Origin of the sequence: Faecalicatena faecalis (genome assembly GCF_012524165.2) — a bacterium.
GTDB lineage: Bacteria > Bacillota > Clostridia > Lachnospirales > Lachnospiraceae > Faecalicatena_A > Faecalicatena_A faecalis.
Window position 1 is genome coordinate 267,151 of record NZ_JABACJ020000001.1, and the last position, 23,048, is coordinate 290,198.

A 23,048-nucleotide genomic window follows, 5' to 3' on the forward strand; every position below is an offset into this window, starting at 1 on the left:
CATTATGTCAACAAGCAGGCACATTGATAAAATATGCTGTGCCGTCCTGATTTTTGTGCTGGTCCTGACAGGAGTATTCTGCAATGCAAAAGCTCTGGGAGTCGAGACGATGGCAACTACTGCCGGGTATGAAGCGAAGCTGTTTGACACATCAAACGTACATACCATTAATATTGTGATGGATGACTGGGATGAATTTCTGGATTCCTGTGAGAACGAGGAATATGCCGTATGCTCCGTGGTCATAGATAATGAGGCATATAAAAACGTGGGAATCCGTGCAAAAGGCAACACTTCGCTCAGTTCAGTGGCAGCATATGGAAATGACAGGTACAGCTTTAAGATAGAATTTGACCACTATGACGATACAAAGAATTATTATGGGCTGGATAAGCTAAGTCTCAATAATATCATTCAGGATAATACGTATATGAAAGATTACCTCTCCTATCAGATGATGGGATATTTTGGGGTGGATGCCCCGCTGTGCAGCTATACGTATATTACGGTGAATGGCGAGGACTGGGGGCTGTATCTTGCGGTGGAAGGCGTGGAAGACAGCTTTCTGGAGCGGAATTATGGCAGTGATTCCGGAGAACTCTATAAGCCGGACAGCATGAGCATGGGCGGCGGTCGTGGGAATGGCGGAGAGTTCGATATGGAGGAGTTCAAGGAGAAATTCGGGGACGGGGAATCGGATGAGAGTGCCGAGGCCGGAAGCAGTGATGGGGCAGAGAAGAGTCTCCAGAAGGACAGTGGCAGAACAGCAGAAGAGAGTAGCCAGGAAAATGCAGAGGGAAATATAGAGGCAGATGAAAATGAGGACTCCGTATCCGGTATGCAGCGCCCTGGAAGGGGAAATTTCCCGGGAAATGGAACGACCACAGAAGGCGAAAACGTTCCAGGAAATGGGGAGATGAAAGAAGGAGATAACATTTCTGAAAATGGAGAGATGCCAGAAGACGGAGCATTCCCGGAGATGGGGGAGCCGCCTGAGGATGGTACATTTCCGGAAATGGGTGAGCCGCCTGAGGATGGTACATTTCCGGAGATGGGAGTGCCGCCTGAGGATGGTACATTCCCGGAGATGGGTAAACCGCCCCAGGATCAGGAGATGCCGGACGGTGGTGCCTTCCCGGCCAATGGCGGTATGGGAGGCGGAAGAGGCATGGGCAGTGATGACGTGTCCCTGATTTATTCGGATGATGATTTTGACAGCTACAGTAATATTTTTGAGAATGCCAAAACAAAAATTTCGGATACGGATAAGACCCGCCTGATCGAATCTCTGAAAATACTGAATGAAGGTGAGGATATTGAAAGCGTCGTGGACGTGGATGAAGTACTGCGCTATTTTGTTGTTCACAATTTTGTTTGTAATTTTGACAGTTACACCGGTTCAATGATTCATAATTATTACTTATATGAAAAGGATGGCGTCATGTCCATGATTCCCTGGGATTACAATCTTGCTTTCGGCGGATTCATGTCAGGTTCGGACGCAGACTCCCTGGTGAACTATCCGATCGATACCCCGGTGTCAGGAGGCACTGTGGATTCAAGACCTATGCTGGCATGGATTTTCAATCAAGAGGAATATACAGAGATGTACCATGAGTACTTCGCGGACTTTATTTCTGAGTATTTTGACAGCGGTTATTTCGAGGAAATGATTGATTCCGTTTCGGAGATGATCGCTCCTTATGTAGAAAAAGATCCGACGAAGTTCTGTACCTATGAAGAGTTCGAGGAAGGTGTTTCCACCCTGAAAGAATTCTGCCTGCTCCGTGCCAAAAGCGTGACAGGACAGTTGGACGGCTCGATTCCTTCCACGTCAGACGCACAGAAGGAAGATGAAAGCACACTGATCGATGCCAGCGGTATTACGATTTCTGCGATGGGGAGCATGGGGAATACCATGGGAAAGGGAGGCAGAAATAATGAATCCCGCGAAGAGCACATTCAGCAGAATATACCTGCAGGAGGCAATGCTCAGCAGAATATACCTGCAGGAGACAACGCTCAGTAAAATATTTTTTCAGGAAATCATGTTCAGTAAAATGTGATTGAGATAATGAATCGGCAGACAATATGGAAACTTCAATAAAATTCTCTTGTATTTTACAGGCAGAGGGTGTACAATAACCTACGAAAATTAAATAGCGGGGAGCTTGTATGACAGGCTGAGAGGAAGGTATGACCTTCGACCCATAACCTGATTTGGATAATGCCAACGTAGGGAAACGGAAAATTTATTGATTTTAATGGGAAGTTACTACATTTGGTAACTTCCCTTTTTTCGTGCTCTGAAAAACCTTATCCAATCTGAAGCATAAGGAGGACTTGTAAATGAAAGAAAATCAACTCAAGATGAACCAAAGTGTTCATTGCAGAACCAAAAAAATGGTACTGACAGCCATGTTTGCCTGTCTGGCGTTTGTGCTCAACACATTCGTCTACTTTCCGGCGATGGCTCCGTTCCAGCACTTTGTAGATGTACTGGCAGCGGTTTTTTTAGGCCCCTGGTATGCCTGCGCAGCCGCTTTCCTGTGCGGTGTCATGCGTATGCTCTCCGGGCGTACGATCCAGGCAGTTGCAGGTGCGGTATTCGGACCGATTATAGGCGGCCTTCTTTACCGCAGGACAGGCAGTTTTGTGATGACATTTATCGGAGAGGTAGTCGGCACCGGTTTTGTGGGGGCGATGGTATCCTATCCATTGATGAAGCTGTTCTATGGGCTGGATGCACAGTCGCCGTTCTATTATATTCCATTTTATACACCTGCCGCTGTCGTGGGCGCAGGAATGGGCGTTGCAGTGTTGCTGACACTGAGGAAGACAAGGCTTCTGGAACGCATGAAAAATGAACTGAATGTGTAAAACGCTATACATGCATATTGAACTGAATGTATGAAGATAGAATACGTGGAAACAGACCGTATAAAAGAAAACGAACGCACAAAGCAAATATGAAAATATTTTACAAAAGAAAGAAGGGAAAGTAAGATGATTCATTTTAAAGAGGCAATGGCGGGAATCAGGAAGGAAGCGCCTCTTGTCCAGTGCATCACAAATTTTGTGACAGTTAATGACTGTGCCAACATCATCCTGGCAGCAGGCGGCTCGCCCTCTATGGCGCACGATATCCGGGAAGTTGAGGAAGCCGTGGAGGGAGTTCAGGCTCTCGTATGCAACATGGGTGCAATCGAGGATACAGAGGCCATGGTACTTGCGGGAAAGCGGGCGAACCAATTGGGCAAACCGGTAGTGCTTGACCCCGTGGCAGCAGGCGGAACACAGCTCAGGCGTGATGCTGCCGCACGTCTGCTTCATGAGGTACATTTTTCTGTGATCCGGGGAAATGCATCCGAGATCCGCAGTCTCGCCGGAGGACAGGCAGCAGGAAGCGGAGTAGACGTGAGTGTATCGGATGTGATCACAGAGGATAACCTGATGGAAAATATAGAACTGGTCCGGCAGTTTGCGCAGCGCATAAAAACGGTGATTGCCGTATCCGGGAAAATGGATGTGATTTCAGATGGAACACGTACGGTGGTCATCCATAATGGCTGCCCTATGATGTCCAGAATCACAGGCAGCGGCTGTATGCTGACCTCTCTGATCGGTGCCTTCTGCGGTGCCCTGCCTGGGGATTCATTTACGGCAGCCGTAACTGCCACGGCAGCCATGGGTGTTTGTGGGGAGATTGCAGAGCAGCAGCGTCTGCAGAAAGGGACTGGAAATGCAACATTCCGTACGGACCTGATTGATGCAGTTTTCAATTTAACAGAAGAACAATTAATGGAGGGAATTCAATATGAAATTTACGAAGGATGAGATACGAAGATCAATGCTTTTATATGCGGTAACTGACCGGATGTGGCTGAAAGAAGGGGAGACCTTATACTCAGTGTGCAAAGATGTGCTGGAAAATGGGGCTACTTTTCTGCAGATCAGGGAAAAGGACCTGAATGAGTCTTCCTTTGAGAAGGAAGCGGAGGAACTGCGCAGTTTATGTGAAGAATTCCATGTCCCGTTCGTTGTCAATGACAGTGTAGAGATTGCAATGCAATGTAATGCAGACGGGGTACACGTGGGGCAGTCTGATATTAAAGGCCGCGATATCCGCGCGATGATCGGTCCCGATAAAATCCTTGGCATCTCGGCAGGGACAGTAGAAGAGGCGGTTGCGGCTGAGAAGTCGGGAGCGGATTACATAGGTGTTGGAGCGGTTTTCGGAACCAGTACCAAGAAAGATGCACGGAACCTGTCCATGGAAAAACTGCGGGAAATCGTCAATGCAGTGCAGATTCCTGTGGTCGCCATCGGTGGGATCAATGCGTCGAATCTGATGCAGCTGTCTGGCAGTGGTGTGGACGGTGTGGCAGTAGTTTCTGCGATATTTGCGGCAGAAAATCCGGGAGAGGCCACGGCGCATCTGCTTAAGCTTGCCGGGGAAATGGCAGGTCAAAATGAATAAAAAGTACGCTATTTTTGATATGGACGGTACCCTGATCGATTCTATGAAATACTGGCAGTCCTTAGCAGGAGAGTATTTGAAAACAAAAGGGATCCCCAAGATATCACAGGAGCTTTTTGAGAAAATCAAACCAATGACAATGTCCGAATCTGCAGCCCTGTTTGTCCAAGAGCTTCATCTGTCCGGCACACCTAAGGCTGTTGAGGAGGAAATGAATCAAATGATGGACCTTCACTATAAGAGTGACATTCCGCTAAAGCCGGGGGTAAAAGCTTACCTTCACAAGCTTAAGGAAGAGGGGGTATCCATGTGTGTGGCATCTGCCACGGCAGAGCCGCTGATGGAGGCATGTCTGCGCCGTCTTGGAGTTCTGGATTGTTTTGAATTCCTGATTTCCTGCGAAAGTGTAGGAGCCGGGAAGGACAGGCCGGATGTCTACTATGCGGCAGTAAAAAGGCTGGGCGCAGGTGTGCAGGACGCAGCCATTTATGAGGACGCGCTTTACGCGGCCAGGACGGCAAAGAGAGAAGGATTTTATGTAGTAGGAATCTATGAAGAGAGTATAGCGTCCCGTTGGGAGGAAATGAAAGAAATTGCAGACGAAGTAATCCTGGACTGGCGAACAGCTTGATTTACCATAAAAATGTCTGTCAGCGGCAGATTGGGGGCACCACCTTCTGTCGCTTAAGAAAAGTAATGCAAAGCAAGAATATTGTAGAAGAAAAATGATGCAAAAAAATTGCAAAAGAAGAAAAGGAGACAACAAGATGAGAACAGCATTATCAATCGCTGGAAGTGATTCCAGTGGAGGCGCCGGAATTCAAGCAGATTTGAAGACAATGACGATGAATGGTGTTTTTGCCATGAGTGCGCTCACTGCACTGACGGCACAGAACACGACCGGCGTAACAGCAGTAATGGAGGTCACTCCACAGTTTTTACAGAACCAGATTGACGCAGTATTTGAGGATATCCGCCCTGATGCGGTAAAGATCGGAATGGTTGCTTCTTCTGAACTGATCAGGACCATTGCACAGCGGCTGCGTGCATATGAGGCGGCTAATATTGTAGTTGATCCTGTTATGGCAGCGACCAGCGGCGCACGGCTGATCAAGGAGGAGGCAATCGAGACATTGAAAGAAGAACTACTGCCACTCGCCACAGTTGTCACACCGAATATCCCGGAAGCAGAAATCCTGTCCGGTGAAACGATCCATAATGAGGATGGTATGGTGGCAGCCGCCATAAAAATCAGTGAAATGTATCACTGTGCAGTCCTGTGCAAGGGCGGACATAGTGTGAATGATGCAAATGACTTGCTTTACGTGGATGGAAAGGCAAGATGGTTTACGGGAAGACGGATTGCCACATCCAATACCCACGGTACAGGCTGCACCTTATCCAGTGCAATCGCCTCCAATCTGGCCAAAGGATTTGACCTTGAAACTTCTGTACAGCGGGCAAAAGACTATATTTCCCGGGCATTGTCTGCTAATCTGGATCTTGGGAAGGGCAGCGGTCCGATGAACCATGCCTTTGATCTGAGTGGTGAATTCGCAAAGGAGGCAGAGTAAGATGGAGAAAAGACGCACGTCTGTTTTCGAAAATGGTCTGATCTGGTTTGGCGCAGGAGTCTCCATTGCGGAAATCCTGACGGGGACTTATTTCGCGCCGCTTGGATTTGGAAAGGGGATTCTTGCAATCCTGATCGGGCATGTCATTGGATGCTGCATGTTATTCTTCTCAGGAATGATCGGCGGCCGCTCACGAAAAAGTGCAATGGAGACTGTGAAAATCAGTTTTGGGCAGAAGGGAAGCCTGCTGTTCGCCGTCCTGAATATTATACAATTGGTCGGGTGGACTGCTATCATGATCTATGATGGTGCTGTGGCTGCCGATGGAATCTGGAAGACGGGCCGTCTGGTCTGGTGCATTGTGATCGGAGGACTGATCGCACTGTGGATTCTGATTGGAATTCAGAATCTTGGAAAGATCAATACTGTTGCCATGACGGCACTGTTTGTCCTGACAATCGTCTTGAGCTTTGTGATTTTTGCAGATGGCTCAGTTGGCGGAGTTTCGGGTGAAGGAATGACCTTCGGGGCAGCTGTGGAGCTTTCTGTTGCTATGCCGTTATCCTGGCTGCCGCTGATCAGTGATTACACCAGGGAGGCGGAATCTCCTTTCAAGGCAACTGCTGTAAGCGTGATCGTCTATGGAGTTGTCAGCTGCTGGATGTATGTGATTGGTATGGGAGCCGCTATTTTTACTGGGGAATCTGATATCGCTCAGATCCTTGTTAAAGCAGGGCTTGGAGTGGCAGGCCTGATCATCATCGTATTTTCCACAGTGACGACCACCTTTCTGGACGCCTACTCCGCAGGTGTGTCCAGCGAGACTGTGTTTGCAAAGATCAATGGAAAATGGTTCGCAGTCGGCGCAGCAGTGCTTGGAACCATCGGTGCAGTTCTGTTTCGGATGGATGATATCACGGATTTCCTCTATCTGATCGGATCGGTATTTGCACCGATGATCGCAATTCAGATTGCGGATTACTTCATATTAAAAGAGGATCACAGCGGCAGGAATGTCCATGTGCAGAATCTGGTTATATGGGTGATTGGGTTTGCTGTGTACCGGATGCTGATGAAAGTAGATATCATTGTAGGAAACACATTGCCGGATATGGCCATTACGATTCTGATCTGTATTTTAGCAGAGAAAGTAAAAAGAGCTCATAAATAAATGATAAAAGGAAGAAACTGCCTGCAGCCATGCAAGCTTGATTCCGCTAAAACCGCTTCATCTCGCTTCGGCTAAACGCCGTATGGGGATATTTGTACAGGCTGTGCTTAGTGAGCAAGCTCACACACAGCCTGTACAAATATCCCCGCATGGCTGAATAGTTACGAAGATTATTGGAAAAACGCAGTTTCCTCTTGTTTTTTGTTAAAAACGTGATAGAATATAAAAATAATGTGTATTTTTATGCATAGTAAGATAAATTTGGAGGAATGGAAAGATGAAGAAGAAATTTTTAAGCTTGTTATTAGTGACAGCGTGTGTATTCTCTATGGCAGCATGTGGTTCCAAGAAGGATGATGCAGGAAAATCTGACTCAGGAGATAAGAAAGAGACTCTGGTCATGGCTACAAATGCAGAATTCCCACCATATGAATTTTATGAGGGTGACAAGGTAGTCGGAATTGATGCAGACATTGCAGCAGCAGTCGCAGAAGAGATGGGTATGGAGTTAAAGATTGAAGATATGGCATTTGATTCCATCATCGCAGCAGTGACAAGCGGAAAAGCAGATATCGGAGCTGCCGGAATGACAGTGACAGAAGACCGTTTGGAAAATGTTGATTTTACAGATACATATGCGAAAGCAACACAGGTCATCATTGTAAAGAATGACAGTGCAATCGCAGGACCAGATGATCTGACAGGTAAGAAGATCGGTGTTCAGCTTGGAACAACAGGCGATATCTATGCAGATGATATCGAGGATGCAGAAGTAGAGCGTTACAACAAAGGCTTCGAAGCTGTTCAGGCATTACAGCAGGGCAAGATCGATGCAGTAGTGATCGATGGTGAACCGGCAAAAGAATTCGTAAAAGAAGCAGAAGACCTTAAAATCCTGGATGAAGCATTTACAGAAGAAGAGTATGCAATTGCAGTGAAAAAAGGAAATGACGAACTGAAAGATAAAATCAATGAAGCGCTTGCAAGCCTGAAGGATTCTGGAAAACTGGATGAGATCGTAGCGAAGTATATCAGCGCTGATAACGCAGAGTAAAAGAGGAATGAACGATGTTGCAGACATTGCAGGATAAGTTTTACCAAAATTTTATCAAAGATGATCATTGGAAATATATTGCAGACGGACTGAAGGTTACGTTACAGGTTACATTTTTTGCGGTCATCATTGGTATTGTCCTTGGTTTTCTGGTAGCGATCATACGGTCTACGTATGATAAGACAGGAAAATTAAAAATATTAAATGTCATCTGTAAAGTTTATCTCACGGTCATCCGTGGAACGCCGGTCGTTGTTCAGCTTTTGATTATATACTTTGGAATTTTTGCGAGTGTAGATATCAGCAAGGTGCTGGTAGCGATCATGGCCTTTGGATTGAACTCGGGGGCTTACGTTGCGGAGATTTTCCGTTCTGGTATCATGTCCATCGACAACGGACAGTTTGAAGCAGGACGGAGCCTTGGATTTAACTATGTGCAGACGATGATTCATATCATTATGCCGCAGGCCTTTAAGAATGTACTTCCGGCATTGGGAAATGAGTTTATTGTACTTTTGAAGGAAACCTCTGTTTCCGGTTATATCGCACTGCAGGATCTTACAAAGGGCGGAGATATCATCCGCAGCCGTACATACGATGCAATGTTCCCACTGGTAGCCGTAGCCTTGGTATACCTTGTTATGGTAATGATCTTTACCAAACTGGTGAATATACTGGAGAGGAGGCTGAGAAACAGTGACCATTAATGGAGATATTTTAATTAAAGTGGAAGATCTGCACAAGGTCTATCATAATAAGCTTCATGCATTGGATGGGGTTTCAGAGGAAATCTTAAAAGGAGAGGTCGTTGTAATTGTCGGTCCGTCCGGTTCCGGTAAGTCTACTTTCCTGCGTTCTCTGAATCTACTGGAGGTTCCGACCTCAGGGCATGTATATTTTGAGGGCGTGGATATTACGAGCAAGGAGACGAATATTGACCACCACCGTCAGAAGATGGGGATGGTGTTCCAGCACTTTAACCTGTTCCCTCACAAGACGATCCTGGAAAATATTACACTTGCTCCGATCAAGCTTTTGAAAAAGAGCAGGGCAGAGGCGGAGAGCCGTGCAATGGAACTTCTTAAGCTAGTAGGACTGGAGGCGAAAGCCAATTCTTATCCATCCCAGTTATCAGGTGGCCAGAAGCAGCGTATCGCGATTATCCGTTCTCTGGCAATGGACCCGGATGTAATGCTGTTTGATGAGCCAACATCTGCCCTGGACCCGGAAATGGTCGGGGAGGTTCTGGAATTGATGAAGAGACTTGCCGATGACGGTATGACAATGGTTGTCGTGACACATGAGATGGGATTTGCCAAGGAAGTTGCGACAAGGGTCATTTTCATGGATGAGGGCAAAATCAAGGAGCAGGGAGCACCAGCAGAGTTCTTTGACCATCCGAAGGACCCAAGATTAAAAGAGTTCTTATCTAAGATTTTATAAAAAAATATAGTATGGAAAAGGCAGTGGGTGAAGGCTGCCTTTCCCATAATGAGCTGCCCTGTCGGAGAGAGTCATTCCGGCAGGGCTTTTTCATTTGTATGTCTGATTTTGGAAGGATTGGATGAAATTATAAGAGAAAATATTTTTACAAAATGTTTGCTGCATGTTAAACTAAATCCAGGTAAGACAGGAGATTTATAGAATAAAAAGACGGAGAAAAATGGAAGACATATGAGATATGAAAGAATAGAGAAAGCAGTATTTCTGGAGCGGCCGAACCGATTTATCGCTTACGCGGAAATAAATGGAAGGAAAGAAACGATTCATGTGAAGAATACTGGACGCTGCGCCGAGCTTTTAAGGCCCCGAGCGGACATCTATGTACAGAAGAGCGATAACCCAGAGAGAAAGACAAAGTGGGATCTGATCGCAGTGGAAAAAGGGAGCACCATGGTAAATATGGATTCTCAGATTCCGAACCGGGTGGTTCAGGAATGGATCGAGGGAGGAGGCCTTTTTGGAGAGGCGCCTTATGTAAGACCGGAGACCACCTATGGGAACTCACGGTTCGATCTGTACGTCGAAACCAGAGAGCTAGAGAATCGAAAAATTTTTATAGAGGTAAAGGGCGTTACCCTGGAGGAAAATGGAGTGGCACGTTTCCCGGATGCTCCGAGTGAACGTGCAGTCAAGCATGTGGAGGAATTATGTCAGGCAGTGAAGGATGGGTATGAAGCCTATATTATCTTTGTGATTCAGATGAAAGGAATCCGCTACTTTACTCCAAATGTGGATACACAGCCTGCATTTGGTGAGGCGCTGAAAAAGGCGAAGGCCTCAGGTGTGAATATCCTGGCATATGACTGTCAGGTCACTCCTGATTCGATTGTTCTGGATGAACCTGTATCCGTCGTGCTGGGGAATCCTATTTTAAAAGAGGCGGCAGTCCCATTGATCCGATGGTACAGGGAACATAAACGGGATCTGCCGTGGAGACATGATATCAGTGCTTACCGTGTATGGGTATCTGAAATTATGCTTCAACAGACCCGGGTAGAGGCTGTGAAGCCGTACTATGATAGATTTCTTAGTAAGCTTCCCACAGTGAAGGATCTGGCCGAGGTGGAGGAAGATCAACTGTTAAAGCTGTGGGAGGGGCTGGGATATTATAACCGGGTACGGAATATGCAGAAGGCAGCACAGCAGATCATGGTGGATTTTCATGGGAAATTTCCAGAAACATATGAGGAAATTTTATCTTTGACGGGAATAGGAAGCTATACCGCAGGGGCAATCAGTTCCTTTGCTTATGGGCTGCCAAAGCCGGCTGTGGATGGGAATGTACTAAGAGTCGTGTCCCGGCTTTTGGCAAGCGAGGAAGATATTATGAAAGCAAGTGTGAGAGCAGATATCGAGAAGGCGCTGGAGGAAGTGATTCCCGCAGATGCACCTGGAGATTTTAACCAGGGTCTGATCGAACTGGGGGCGATTGTCTGTGTTCCGAATGGAGAGCCCAAGTGTGAGGAATGCCCGGCTGCACAGCTCTGCCAGGCCAGGGCGAAGGGGATGGAGACAAAGCTTCCGGTGAAGGCGAAAGCGAAGGCGCGCAGGATAGAGAAGCGGACGGTCTTGATTTTCAAAGACGGTGATACGCTTGCTATTAGAAAACGCCCTTCCAAGGGACTTCTTGCCGGTTTATATGAATTGCCCAACCTGGAGGGGCATTTGACCCGGAAACAGGTCATAGAATATAGTAATTCTATTGGACTGGCCCCAATTCATGTGAAAAAGGCAGAGAAAGCCAAACATATTTTCAGTCATGTAGAATGGCATATGATCGGATATGAGATTAAGGTGGATGAATTGGAAAAGAACTGCAGTGAGGAAATGATTTTTGCACGGAAGTCTGAACTGGATGAAAAGTATCCAATACCCTCTGCGTTCGAGGCTTATAGAGGAAGTTTGATATAAATTTAGAGCTCACTCTGTTTTCTTGAAAGCAATGTACTTTTATGCTATACTAAGCCATAGGACCCGATAAATGATTCAGGAATCAGGCAGTGTCGTACATTTGGCACGGTGGTGTGTATATAATGACTGCCCGGTGTGATTCTCATCTGATGATAAGGAGTGTATAGTTATGAGCGATAAAGTAGAATTATCCAGGCAGCAGCAGAAGTCTAAGGAGACCAAGGAGCGTATTTTCAGGGCGGCGAAGAGGATTCTGCAGAAAAAAGGATATGAAGAGCTTTCTATCAAAAATATTTGTGAGGAGGCAGGGGTTTCTAATGGGAGCTTCTATCACCATTTTAAGACAAAGGACGATCTTCTTTCTTACTATATAGAAGATCAGCCGAATATCAATCCAGATCTTCTGGACCTGCCAAGGAATGCTGACGAGGCCAAGATCGCGATTATACATGTCTATCTGAATTATGTAGAGTACTGCAGAGAATTGGGGGTAGAGTTCATGTCCGGCTATTATGATACCAAGAATCAGGCATTGAACCCAGCCATTCGTACAGAACGCCCGTATCCGATCGTAACGGTTCAGACATATGTGGAGAAAGCTGTCAGGGAAGGGATTATCAAGATTAATGTAGACATTGATGAGTTTACGACAGATATCCGAATGATTGTGATTGGAAATGTATTTGAGTGGTGTCTGAGAAACGGAGAGGCAGATTTCGAAGGAAATATGAGACGTTCTCTTGGAAAGTATCTGGACAGTACACTTTACGAAAGCTAGCAGGCAGACGCGGAGGTGCATAGCATGAGATATACTTTTATAGTGAATCCAAATTCACGCTCCGGTATGGGAGGTATGATATGGGAAGTCATTGAGCCTGAATTGATCAAGAAGCAGATAGAATATGAATGTTACCGCACAACTTATCCAGGGCACGCAACGAAGCTCGTTCGTCAGATTACATCTGACGGCTGTGAGCATACCCTGGTCGTACTTGGCGGGGATGGTACAGTCAATGAGGTGATAAATGGGATTGAGAATGTCGAGAAGGTAATCCTTGGATATATTCCTACAGGTTCCAGTAACGACTTTGCCCGTGGGCTTGGCCTTCCAAAGGACCCGGATAAAGCCCTGGAGGTGGTCCTACATCCTGGTCAGATAAAGAAGATGGATGTAGGGCTTCTGACACGCGCGGGAAAAGAACGGAGATTTGCAGTCAGTACAGGGATTGGTTTTGACGCGGCAATCTGCCATCAGGCAGCGGTCTCTGGGCTTAAAGTGTTATTGAACCGCCTGAAATTGGGAAAGCTGACCTATGTAGGGATTGCGCTGAATCGTTTGTTCCATGATAAGCCCGTGGAGGCAGAGATCATATTGGATGAGGGAGAGCCTAAGAAATATAAAAAGGTATATTTTGCGGCAGCAATGAATCATCCATATGAGGGAGGCGGTTTTTATTTTTGCCCAAAGGCTAGGAGTGATGATGGAATGTTGGATGTGATTGTGATATCCAATCTTCCGAAACTGGTCGTGCTGCTTCTTCTGCCGACGGCATATAAGGGATGGCATGTGCATTTCCCGGGGATTTCGGTAATGCGCTGTCATAAGGTGTGCATCAGGACAAAAAGAGCCCTTGCTGTTCATACAGACGGGGAACCAGTATTTTTGAGAAAAGAAATCAAGGCGGAATTGTTAAAAGAAAAGATACGCGTGCTGACAGTTTAAAAGAAGGAAGAGGGGATTGCAGAACATGATGTGGATATTAATATTATTCTTGCTGTTCTTACTTTTTTACTTATGTATGATTGCGCCGCGGATGACAAAGCGCAGTCAGATGAAGCCCTTTTTGGGAACGATGTGGGCCCATAGAGGGCTTCATTGCGTTGAAAAAGGAGTCCCGGAGAACTCCATGGCAGCCTTTCGGCTGGCTGTTAAGGAGGGATACGGAATTGAGTTGGATATACATCTGACCCGGGATGGGAAAGTAGTGGTTTTTCACGACGATACCCTGGATAGAATCTGTGGGAAAAAAGGGAAGATAGAGGACATGGATTGGGAAGAACTCAAGCAGTGCTATCTTAGTGGAACTTCAGAGCGCATCCCGCTTTTTTCAGAGGTCCTGACTTATATTAATGGAAGGGTACCTCTGCTGATCGAGGTAAAGCAGCCTACAAAGGATACACACATCTGTGCCAAGCTTGCTGCATTGTTAGACGAATACCAGGGGGCATACCTTGTACAGTCCTTTAACTGTCTGGTCCTAGGGTGGCTTAGGAAGAACCGGCCTGGGATTCTGCGGGGACAGTTATCCTCTGATTTGGTCAAGAGTGATAAAGCGCCACATTATATACTGCGGTTTTGTGTGAAATATTTGTTAAGCAATTGTTACGGGAAGCCAGATTTTGTTTCATATAAGTTAAAGGACAGTCACAATATCAGCCTGTGGCTTGTGCAACATCTGTTCGGGGCGCCCGTTGCTGTGTGGACGCTGCGGACAGAGGATGAACTGAGGGAAGCTCAGAGAAGATTTGATATGTATATATTCGAGAGAGGGGGCGCAAAATAAGCAAAGATACCCGGAAATTCAAAAGATTTTGTTAATGTTTTATGAACTTTATTGTTGTCAGTTCAAAATCGTGTTATAATCGGGGCTAGTTAAAGGGGACAGTATAAAAGATACAGGTTCGGATTCGAAAAGGGAGCGTTCAATATGAACATGAAAAGTAAGGCGGCAGGCCTCATAAGAAAGTATAAGCATGGGTGGGTATTTGCCTATATACTCATTTACATGCCCTGGTTCATGTATCTGGAAAAGCATGTGACCGTGAATTATCATGTCATCCACTCAGCGATTGATGATAAGATTCCATTTATTGAATATTTTATCGTACCATATTTATTATGGTTCGTATTTATAGCTGCCGTATTCCTCTACTTTTTCTTTACAGATGTGGAAGGTTTTTATAAGCTCTCTAAGCTGATGTTTACAGGGATGACGATTTTCCTCGTGATTTCCACACTGATGCCGAATGGATTGAATCTGCGGCCCATCTATTTTGAACGGGATAATATTTTTGTAGATATGGTGAGGACTCTTTATCGGGCGGACACTCCAACGAACGTCCTTCCGAGCCTTCATGTATTTAATTCGCTGGGGGCGTGTATCGCAATTTACCACAGTGAGGCACTGCGTAAGCATAAGGTGATTTGTGCGGGTGCTTATATTTTAGCAGGACTGATTATTTTAGCGACGATGTTTTTGAAGCAGCATTCGGTAATTGATGTTATGGCGGCATTTTTGATGGCATATACCTTGTACCAGTTTGTCTATGAGACAAGCAGAAAGAAGGTTCCCAAGATGTCGAGACAGACTGCTCTGGGTCATAAGTAGGGAAAGTAGAACAGAGTATTAGGTGTGATTGATAATAGAAAATGAACTGAGTACAAAAAGGTTCTTTCAGATGAACAGTTACGGCGTATATACGCCGGTGACCCATCTGATAGGGCCCTTTTCCTTTTTATATAGAGAGAATCTATGAAATAGATACGTTATTAACTAGCCAAGAATGTGATGTTAGTGTTATAATGTTAACACACGATGAGAAATTTATTTAGGAGGAATGTAGAAAGTTATGGGAAAGATTATGTTAACAGGTGACAGACCGACTGGAAGGCTGCATGTGGGACATTATGTGGGCTCTTTAAAGCGCAGAGTGGAACTGCAGAATACAGGAGAGTTTGATGATATATTTATTATGATCGCAGATGCACAGGCTTTGACTGACAATGCGGACAACCCGGAGAAGGTGCGCCAGAATATTATCGAGGTGGCCCTGGATTATCTGGCATGCGGGCTGGACCCGGAAAAGTCGACTTTATTCATTCAATCACAGATACCGGAGTTATGTGAATTATCCTTTTATTATATGAATCTTGTTACAGTATCCAGACTTCAGCGTAATCCTACCGTGAAGTCAGAGATTCAGATGCGTAATTTTGAAGCAAGTATTCCGGTCGGATTCTTTACCTATCCGATCAGTCAGGCAGCCGATATCACTGCATTTAAGGCAACTACCGTTCCGGTTGGGGAGGATCAGCTTCCGATGCTGGAGCAGACAAAGGAGATTGTGCGTAAGTTCAATTCGATCTACGGGGACACACTTGTTGAGCCGGATATCCTCCTTCCAGAGAATTCTGCCTGCTTAAGACTTCCTGGAATTGATGGGAAGGCAAAGATGAGTAAGTCTTTGAACAACTGCATTTACCTCTCAGAGGAGCCGGATGAGATTAAGCAGAAGGTATTTAGCATGTTTACGGACCCGACTCATATCAAGGTGACGGATCCGGGAAAATTAGAAGGCAATACAGTATTTACTTATCTGGATGCCTTTTGCAGACCAGAATATTTTGCAGAATTCCTGCCGGATTATGCGAATTTGGATGAGCTGAAAGCGCATTATCAGCGAGGCGGATTGGGAGACATGAAGGTGAAGCGTTTCCTGAATAATGTCCTGCAGGCAGAACTAGAGCCGATCAGGAACAGAAGAAAAGAGTATCAGAAGGATATTCCATATGTATATGAGATTCTGAAAAAGGGCAGTGAGAAAGCAGAACAGGTGGCTGCAGAGACATTGCGTGATGTAAAAGAAGCCATGAAAATCAATTACTTCGAAGATCAGGAATTAATCAATACGCAGTCTGAGAAGTTCCGTGAATAATTGATAGAGGAGTCATTATGATGCTGGATATGAGGGAGTCAGAGGAATATAAACTGCTTTTGGAGCGGGCAAATTATGATGACCTGACCAAGGTATTGAACCGCCGGGCAGGGAAGGAGTATCTGGAAGGGCTGCTGGATAAGGCAAAGTGCGAGAGGAAGGTCCTTTCGGTGGCTCTTTGTGATATTAATGATCTGAAATATGTGAACGATAAGTTCGGGCATAGGGAAGGCGACCATATGCTCCGATATGTTGCATCATTAATGACTCGTCAATTGAGAGCATATGACCTGGTCTTCAGGTTGAGCGGTGATGAATTTGTCATGGCGTATTACGATGAAGACCAGCGCAATGCAGAGAGACGAATGGCGGATATATTAGACAATCTTGAGGCAAAAAGAAAGGAGAACGGCATTTTTTATGACGTCTCTTTTTCATATGGGTTCGTGGAGATCTATCCAGAAGAGCACTATACGGTTTCAGATATCATCGCGAAGGCGGATGCTAAGATGTATATCCAAAAGCGCAGCTATCATATCAAGCGGGCTAAGCAGAAGTTAAAGCAGCATCAGGATGGCATAAATGGGATTCAGCAGTTTGAATACGATAAAGAGCATTTATTTGATGCACTTTTATATAGTACAGATGATTACATTTTCGTGGGCAACATGAAGACAGGGACCTTCCGATATCCACCGGCGATGGTAGAGGAATTTGGGCTTCCAGGGCAGATCGTGGAAAATGCAGCCGCTTTCTGGGGAGAAATTATCCATCCACATGATGAAAAGGGATTTTTGGAGAGTAACCAGGACATCGCAGATGGACGTACCGAATATCATGATATCGAATATCGGGCAAAGAATGTCAGAGGAGAGTGGATTTGGCTGCGCTGCCGCGGGAAGATGTTTCGTGATGAACAAGGAGTCCCGAATATGTTTGCGGGCATGATTACGAACCTGGGACGTAAGGATCAGATAGATCATATGACAGGGCTGTACAACCGTTTTGAGTTCGAGGGGGATGCTAAGAAGTATCTGGTGGACCAAGAGGGCACAAAAGAGCTGGGTATCATGATATTGGATATGGATAGCTTCCGCAACATCAATGACCTGTACAATCGTTCTTTTGGAGATGAAATCCTGCGTGTGACAGCACAGAAGATTGCAGCGCTGCTTCCATATAATGCCAGAGTCTACCGTCTCGACGGGGACGAATTTGGCGTTCTGATCCTGAATGGCAATGAAGATGAGGCATTGGAGATTTTCAACAGAATACAGCAGAAGTTCCAAAAGCAGCAGGATTATAATGGACGCAAGTATTACTGTACAATTTCTGGGGGTTATGTCTCCTATCCCAATGATTCTGATAATTATCAGGAGCTTTTGAAGTTTGCAAATTATTCACTGGAATGCTCAAAGGCAATGGGAAAGAATAAAATCACTGTTTTTTCGTTTGAAATCCTGCAGAGGAAGGAAAAGAAACTGAAATTAACGGAGCTGCTCCGGGAAAGCATTGAGAGAGAATATGCTGGATTTTCCGTTAGTTACCAGCCACAGGTGGATTCAGTGACAAAGGAATTGTATGGTGCAGAAGCTCTTGCAAGATGGAACTGTTCTGTATATGGAAGGGTCTCACCATTAGAGTTTATTCCGATTCTGGAACAAAGCGGCATGATCATTCAGGTAGGAAAGTGGATCTTTGAGAAGGCAGTCAGACAATGCCGTGAGTGGAGAAGGTTAAAATCAGATTTTAAAATGAGCATTAACCTTTCCTATCTGCAGCTACTGGAAGAGGATTTTGTTTCTTTTGTAGATGAGACCATGGAGTCGCTGGGGGTACCTTATGAGAATATAACTCTGGAGCTGACGGAAAGCTATCTGATCGAGCAGGATGGCATGGTGCATGATATGATGGAATGTCTGCAGAAAAAGGGCATTAAGGTCGCCATGGACGATTTTGGGGTAGGATATTCTTCCTTATTTGAGCTGAAGAATACTCCGGCGGATATTATTAAGATTGACAGAGCCTTTGTAAAAGGTCTGACTTCCGATATTTTTACGGGAACCTTTATCCGTTCTATTACAGAACTGTGTCATAATGTAGGAAAACGCGTCTGTATGGAAGGTGTTGAGACTCAGGAGGAGTACGACATAGTAAAAGATATTGGATTAGATCTGATTCAGGGATTTTATTTTGGGGAACCAATTGTCCCGGAGATGTTTGAAAAAAGATATTTTTAGAAGGTTCTTAAAAAATAAAAAAGGACTATGTACTAATTGCTTAGTATGTAGTCCCTTTTAACGTGCGCGAGAAGATTCGAACTCCCGACCTTCTGGTCCGTAGCCAGACGCTCTATCCAGCTGAGCTACGCGCACATGCTGTAATAACTCGTTCACAGCGAAATTCAGTATATAATAGATTTTAGGTTTTGTCAAGCGGTTCCAGAAAAAAAGTTTGTGAAATTTGAAAAAAGTTTTTTCTGGAACCACCTTTATGACAGATTTTATAATGTACGGAATAAATGCCTTGGGATTCCATCTACCATGACTGGCGATACGTCTCCCTGGATGAGTGGGCGCACATAGTTTACAAATTCGTCAGTTACATAGTTTCCATCTTCATTCACCCATTCTCTTGGTACGAGCTTCTCATCATTTGCGATTTTGTGTACATCCTTTACTTCTGTACCGCTCTGGTATGGATCATCGGAAAGTCTTTGGATGACTACCATCTTGCCGGAATCGCCCTCATCGGCAGCTTTCACAGCAGCACCTCCTACCTGATAAGCCTCCAGGATATCAACACGGGATGCGCAGTGAGAAGCGGAACGCTGCAGGCTGCTCAGCTCGATCGCGCGTGTCTTACTGCCGATCTCACCGGCAATATAGCTAGCCAGGTAGTTCGCAGTACCGGAGAGCTGTTTGTGTCCAAATGCATCCACAAAGTCGATGCTCTGTCCAAGTTCACAGACATAACGTCCATCAGCAAGACGGATTCCCTCGGAGACAGCCACTACAACGGACGGTTTCTTTGCCAGTAATTCTCTGACCTTTGCACCAAATTTCTCAATATCGAACGGCAGCTCAGGAAGATAAATCAGGTCTGGACCGGCACAGTCTTCGCCTTTGGCAAGGGCTGCGGCCCCAGTGAGCCATCCGGCATTACGCCCCATGATCTCTACAACAGAAACAAGTCCCTTCTCATATTCCAGACAGAAGCTGTCACGGATAATCTCCTTCACGGAGGTGCCGATATACTTGGCTGCACTTCCGAAGCCAGGAGTGTGGTCAGTCAGAGCGAGATCATTGTCAATGGTCTTAGGACAGCCGATAAAACGGGTCGGATGTCCTGTGACAATGGCATAATCGGATAACTTCTTAATGGTATCCATAGAGTCATTGCCTCCGATATAAATGAAAGCCTCTATCTCTAATTTATTCAATATTGCAAAAATCTTCTCATAAACGGAACCATCCTCATGGATCTCAGGCAGCTTATAGCGGCAGGAACCTAAGAATGCAGCAGGAGTTCTTTTCAGAAGCTCTGCATCGAGTTCTGTCTGTATATATTCGGACAGATCAATATATCTCTCCTGCATCAGTCCCTGGATACCATGCAGCATTCCATATACCTTCTTTGCTCCACGGTCCTTCGCAGTGCGGTATACACCTGCGAGACTTGAGTTGATGGCGGCAGTAGGGCCACCGGATTGTCCGACGATTACGTTTCCTTTCATGTATGTTACCTCCGTGTCTTAATTATTGTCAGTCCTGCTTTCCCCCCGGAAAACAACCTATAGTCCTAGTTTAGTGCATAATGACTAATTTGTAAATGAAAAAAATAAAAATCTGGTAAAAATGACTAAATTCGACATTGCTGTGGTTGTAAATGAAAGGATGAAATGAAGCTGCTGCATATGCCTCGTGATATGAATGGTAACAAATTTGGGCTGCAAGCCAGTTTTTTGTAAGGAGTTTCTATATACAGAAAGGTGGGAAAATGTTATAATATTGCCCGGAATAAGGTGCGCAGCGAGAAGTAATCTGTATCTGGCTGTGTCCTGACAGATTAGACGTAGGTGGTTTTGGTTATGCTGCCGTAGAAAGAATTTGAAGGCAGTCAGAATGGATTTTTAGGAGGAAAGCGAGAAATGCATCAGTATGACTATCTGATTGTGGGATCAGGCCTTTATGGGGCTGTGATGGCCCATGAATTGAATAAAAGGGGAAAGAAGTGTCTTGTGATCGACAAGCGGGACCATATTGCGGGGAATATCTATTGTGAGGATGTAGAAGGAATTCATGTGCATAAGTATGGTGCACATATTTTTCATACTTCTAATAAAAAGATTTGGGAATATATGAACCAGTTCGCGGAGTTCAATCATTATATTAATTCTCCGATCGCAGTCTATAAGGACGAGCTGTATAATCTGCCGTTCAATATGAATACATTCAGCAAGATGTGGGGAATCAGAACTCCACAGGAAGCGAAGGCGATGATCGCGAAGCAGGTTGCGGAGACTGGAATCACGGAGCCAAAGAACCTGGAGGAACAGGCACTGTCTCTGGGCGGTCATGATGTATATGAAAAACTGATCAAGGGGTATACAGAAAAGCAGTGGGGAAGAGACTGCAAGGAGCTTCCGGCATTCATTATCAAGCGTCTTCCCTTTAGATTCACTTATGATAATAACTATTTTAATGACAGATATCAGGGAATCCCTATTGGCGGGTATACAGCAATCGTAGAGAAGATGCTGGAGGGAATCGAGGTAAGAACAGGTGTGGACTTCTTCGAGTTCAGAAAAGAGAATTCAGAGATCGCAGAGACGATTATTTTTACTGGTATGATCGATGAGTATTTTGGATATCAGCTTGGTGCATTGGAGTACCGTTCTGTACGATTTGAGACTGAGGTGCTTGACTGTGATAATTATCAGGGCAATGCAGTGGTGAACTATACGGATAGAGAAGTACCATATACCAGGATTATAGAGCATAAGCATTTTGAGTTCGGAAAGCAGGACAAGACGGTGATTTCCAGAGAATATTCTTCTGAATGGAAAGTGGGCATGGAGCCTTACTACCCAGTCAATGACGAGAAGAACACGAAGCTTTATGAGCAGTACAAGGAGCTTGCGGCAAAAGAAGAGAATGTGATCTTCGGAGGAAGACTTGGAGACTATAAGTATTATGACATGGATAAGGTCGTAGAGGCTGCTCTGAACAGACTGGAAGAAATGTAGGTTGTACACAATGGATGAAAAGAAGAGTACAAGCCTGTTTCAGCAGTTAGTCCGGTTTGCGGTCGTAGGCGGCGGGGCATTCCTGATCGACTATGGAATCATGATTCTGCTGACGGAGCTGTTTGGTGTAAATTACCTGATATCCTGTGCTGTCTCATTTACAGTTTCTGTGATTTTTAACTATGTATTGAGTGTGTATTGGGTGTTCAATGTTACCGGGGAGAGGAGCAAAACACAGGATTTTGCCGTATTTATCATCCTAAGCATCATTGGATTGGGGATAAATCAGCTAATTATGTGGATTGCTGTGGATAAACTTCATATTTTTTATATGATTTCCAAGATTGGGGCTACGGCAGTCGTGATGGTCTATAATTTTATCACGAGAAAAGTATTTCTGGAAAATGGAAACAAAGAGAAAGAAGAATAAAGAAAAATGCAGGCATGAAAGTGCTTGCATTTTTTATATAAATCAAGTAAGATACAAGTATTCTGATAGGTCTGATTTATCTATCATTCACGTTTAAAAGTTCGGCATCGTTTCTGATAAGTATTTCAAGTTTTGTAAAAGCTGTAGAAAGGAGTATGATTGGTTACAACAGAAAATTATGAGGTTTTGAGGTTTATTGAGCATGGAGGAAAGTCCAGGATCATCATGGACTGTGCATCCGGGCAGTTGCTCGTACAGCGGTTGAAGGATTGCAGTGGGATGACCAAGGATCAGGTATTTAAATGGTTCAGGGTGCTTACGGAAGAAGCAGAGAAGTACAGCAGATGTAAAAATGGACAGACATACCGATATCTGAATCCATATAGTATCCTGGTGACAGAAGAGGAAAATCTCCTCCTTTTGGACATGAGCGCGGAAAGTAATGCAAATATCATCAAATATATGCAGACACCAAAGGTGAGAAAGCATTTCACCAAACCTATCGTCCAGATCAATGAAAATACCAGGCTGTCTGCAGATCTATATAGTCTGGGGAAAACAATACAGTTTATCTTAGCTCATACAGAAGCTTATATTTCCCTCACAAGAAGAGAGGAATATCTATTGTCCGGGATAATCGAAAAGTGTCTCGGTACAAATCCCAAAAAGAAGTACGAGAATCTAAGACAAGTTCAGAAAGAAATATCCAATATTACATGTAAACAAGAGAAAAAACAGAGAAAGAAATCAATACTTATCATTGCGGCTATTGTCCTTTTGTTTGTAGGAATATGCGTCGGGCACGCAGCAGGAAACAAAAAAGAGATTATCAATGTACAAGCAGCAATCGAAAACAGAGAAGAGTCAATGGGAATGGAAGAACAAGAGTAGAATGGAAGTAAAGTGGGATGGACAGCATATCAGAAATTACCCTATAAAAGGGAGGATGCCAGGCGATTGA

21 protein-coding genes, 1 tRNA gene and 1 riboswitch are annotated in these 23,048 nt (G+C 44.9%); of the genes, 20 read left to right on the forward strand and 2 right to left on the reverse strand.

Annotation, left to right across the window (positions count from 1 at the left end; translation table 11 throughout):
- Positions 1 to 4: 4 nt before the first annotated feature.
- The 17 genes from HGO97_RS01250 (at position 5) to HGO97_RS01330 (ending at position 18,649) form a co-directional block, all read left to right on the forward strand.
- Positions 5 to 2,029 carry a CotH kinase family protein gene (locus tag HGO97_RS01250; protein ID WP_246597246.1) on the forward strand — a complete coding sequence of 675 codons (2,025 nt, stop codon included), beginning with the start codon at positions 5 to 7 and terminating at the stop codon, positions 2,027 to 2,029.
- A 126-nt stretch (positions 2,030 to 2,155) separates the two neighbouring features.
- Positions 2,156 to 2,259, forward strand: a riboswitch (TPP riboswitch).
- A gap of 90 nt (positions 2,260 to 2,349) precedes the next feature.
- Positions 2,350 to 2,880, forward strand: a complete 531-nt coding sequence (gene thiW / locus HGO97_RS01255; protein ID WP_216238629.1) for an energy coupling factor transporter S component ThiW — start codon at positions 2,350 to 2,352, stop codon at positions 2,878 to 2,880.
- 126 nt (positions 2,881 to 3,006) lie between these two features.
- Positions 3,007 to 3,837 carry a hydroxyethylthiazole kinase gene (gene thiM, locus HGO97_RS01260; protein ID WP_216238632.1) on the forward strand — a complete coding sequence of 277 codons (831 nt, stop codon included), beginning with the start codon at positions 3,007 to 3,009 and terminating at the stop codon, positions 3,835 to 3,837.
- A complete protein-coding gene (thiE, locus tag HGO97_RS01265; RefSeq protein ID WP_216238634.1) occupies positions 3,818 to 4,480 on the forward strand; it encodes a thiamine phosphate synthase in 663 nt (220 codons plus the stop codon). Before thiM ends, thiE begins: the two co-directional genes overlap by 20 nt.
- On the forward strand, positions 4,473 to 5,111 hold the full coding sequence (locus tag HGO97_RS01270) for an HAD family hydrolase (protein ID WP_216238636.1): 639 nt from the start codon (positions 4,473 to 4,475) through the stop codon (positions 5,109 to 5,111). Before thiE ends, HGO97_RS01270 begins: the two co-directional genes overlap by 8 nt.
- Before the next feature lie 136 nt (positions 5,112 to 5,247).
- Positions 5,248 to 6,054 (forward strand): bifunctional hydroxymethylpyrimidine kinase/phosphomethylpyrimidine kinase, encoded by an 807-nt coding sequence (gene thiD, locus HGO97_RS01275; protein ID WP_216238638.1) that lies wholly within the window; start codon positions 5,248 to 5,250, stop codon positions 6,052 to 6,054.
- Position 6,055: 1 nt separating this feature from the next.
- Positions 6,056 to 7,225, forward strand: coding sequence for a putative hydroxymethylpyrimidine transporter CytX (gene cytX / locus HGO97_RS01280; protein WP_216238639.1), 1,170 nt, complete (start codon positions 6,056 to 6,058; stop codon positions 7,223 to 7,225).
- Positions 7,226 to 7,502: 277 nt separating this feature from the next.
- Positions 7,503 to 8,279, forward strand: coding sequence for a basic amino acid ABC transporter substrate-binding protein (locus HGO97_RS01285; RefSeq protein WP_216238641.1), 777 nt, complete (start codon positions 7,503 to 7,505; stop codon positions 8,277 to 8,279).
- Positions 8,280 to 8,293: 14 nt separating this feature from the next.
- A complete protein-coding gene (locus HGO97_RS01290) occupies positions 8,294 to 8,986 on the forward strand; it encodes an amino acid ABC transporter permease (RefSeq protein WP_216238642.1) in 693 nt (230 codons plus the stop codon).
- Positions 8,976 to 9,722 (forward strand): amino acid ABC transporter ATP-binding protein, encoded by a 747-nt coding sequence (locus HGO97_RS01295; RefSeq protein WP_216238643.1) that lies wholly within the window; start codon positions 8,976 to 8,978, stop codon positions 9,720 to 9,722. Before HGO97_RS01290 ends, HGO97_RS01295 begins: the two co-directional genes overlap by 11 nt.
- A gap of 231 nt (positions 9,723 to 9,953) precedes the next feature.
- The gene (gene mutY, locus HGO97_RS01300; protein ID WP_216238644.1) at positions 9,954 to 11,693 is read left to right on the forward strand and encodes an A/G-specific adenine glycosylase; all 1,740 of its coding nucleotides are present in this window, start codon (positions 9,954 to 9,956) and stop codon (positions 11,691 to 11,693) included.
- Positions 11,694 to 11,862: 169 nt separating this feature from the next.
- Positions 11,863 to 12,471, forward strand: coding sequence for a TetR/AcrR family transcriptional regulator (locus tag HGO97_RS01305; protein WP_216238645.1), 609 nt, complete (start codon positions 11,863 to 11,865; stop codon positions 12,469 to 12,471).
- A 24-nt stretch (positions 12,472 to 12,495) separates the two neighbouring features.
- A complete protein-coding gene (locus tag HGO97_RS01310; protein ID WP_216238646.1) occupies positions 12,496 to 13,416 on the forward strand; it encodes a diacylglycerol/lipid kinase family protein in 921 nt (306 codons plus the stop codon).
- A gap of 25 nt (positions 13,417 to 13,441) precedes the next feature.
- Positions 13,442 to 14,257, forward strand: coding sequence for a glycerophosphodiester phosphodiesterase (locus HGO97_RS01315; protein WP_330641428.1), 816 nt, complete (start codon positions 13,442 to 13,444; stop codon positions 14,255 to 14,257).
- A gap of 144 nt (positions 14,258 to 14,401) precedes the next feature.
- Positions 14,402 to 15,082, forward strand: coding sequence for a phosphatase PAP2 family protein (locus HGO97_RS01320; RefSeq protein WP_216238647.1), 681 nt, complete (start codon positions 14,402 to 14,404; stop codon positions 15,080 to 15,082).
- A gap of 241 nt (positions 15,083 to 15,323) precedes the next feature.
- Positions 15,324 to 16,409, forward strand: a complete 1,086-nt coding sequence (trpS, locus tag HGO97_RS01325) for a tryptophan--tRNA ligase (protein ID WP_216238649.1) — start codon at positions 15,324 to 15,326, stop codon at positions 16,407 to 16,409.
- Positions 16,410 to 16,429: 20 nt separating this feature from the next.
- Positions 16,430 to 18,649, forward strand: a complete 2,220-nt coding sequence (locus HGO97_RS01330) for a bifunctional diguanylate cyclase/phosphodiesterase (RefSeq protein ID WP_216239176.1) — start codon at positions 16,430 to 16,432, stop codon at positions 18,647 to 18,649.
- 61 nt (positions 18,650 to 18,710) lie between these two features.
- On the opposite strand, the gene HGO97_RS01335 is transcribed toward HGO97_RS01330, so the two are convergent.
- Both HGO97_RS01335 and HGO97_RS01340 read right to left on the reverse strand, forming a co-directional pair.
- A tRNA-Arg gene (locus HGO97_RS01335) sits at positions 18,711 to 18,784 on the reverse strand.
- 128 nt (positions 18,785 to 18,912) lie between these two features.
- Positions 18,913 to 20,145, reverse strand: a complete 1,233-nt coding sequence (locus HGO97_RS01340) for a 6-phosphofructokinase (RefSeq protein ID WP_216238655.1) — start codon at positions 20,143 to 20,145, stop codon at positions 18,913 to 18,915.
- 414 nt (positions 20,146 to 20,559) lie between these two features.
- Between HGO97_RS01340 and glf the strand changes: the two genes are divergently transcribed.
- The 3 genes from glf (at position 20,560) to HGO97_RS01355 (ending at position 22,978) form a co-directional block, all read left to right on the forward strand.
- A complete protein-coding gene (glf, locus tag HGO97_RS01345; RefSeq protein WP_216238656.1) occupies positions 20,560 to 21,657 on the forward strand; it encodes a UDP-galactopyranose mutase in 1,098 nt (365 codons plus the stop codon).
- 10 nt (positions 21,658 to 21,667) lie between these two features.
- Complete coding sequence (locus tag HGO97_RS01350; protein ID WP_216238658.1) at positions 21,668 to 22,087, forward strand: GtrA family protein; 420 nt, start codon at positions 21,668 to 21,670, stop codon at positions 22,085 to 22,087.
- Between the two features lie 159 nt (positions 22,088 to 22,246).
- Positions 22,247 to 22,978, forward strand: a complete 732-nt coding sequence (locus tag HGO97_RS01355) for a hypothetical protein (RefSeq protein ID WP_216238660.1) — start codon at positions 22,247 to 22,249, stop codon at positions 22,976 to 22,978.
- Positions 22,979 to 23,048 lie beyond the last annotated feature (70 nt).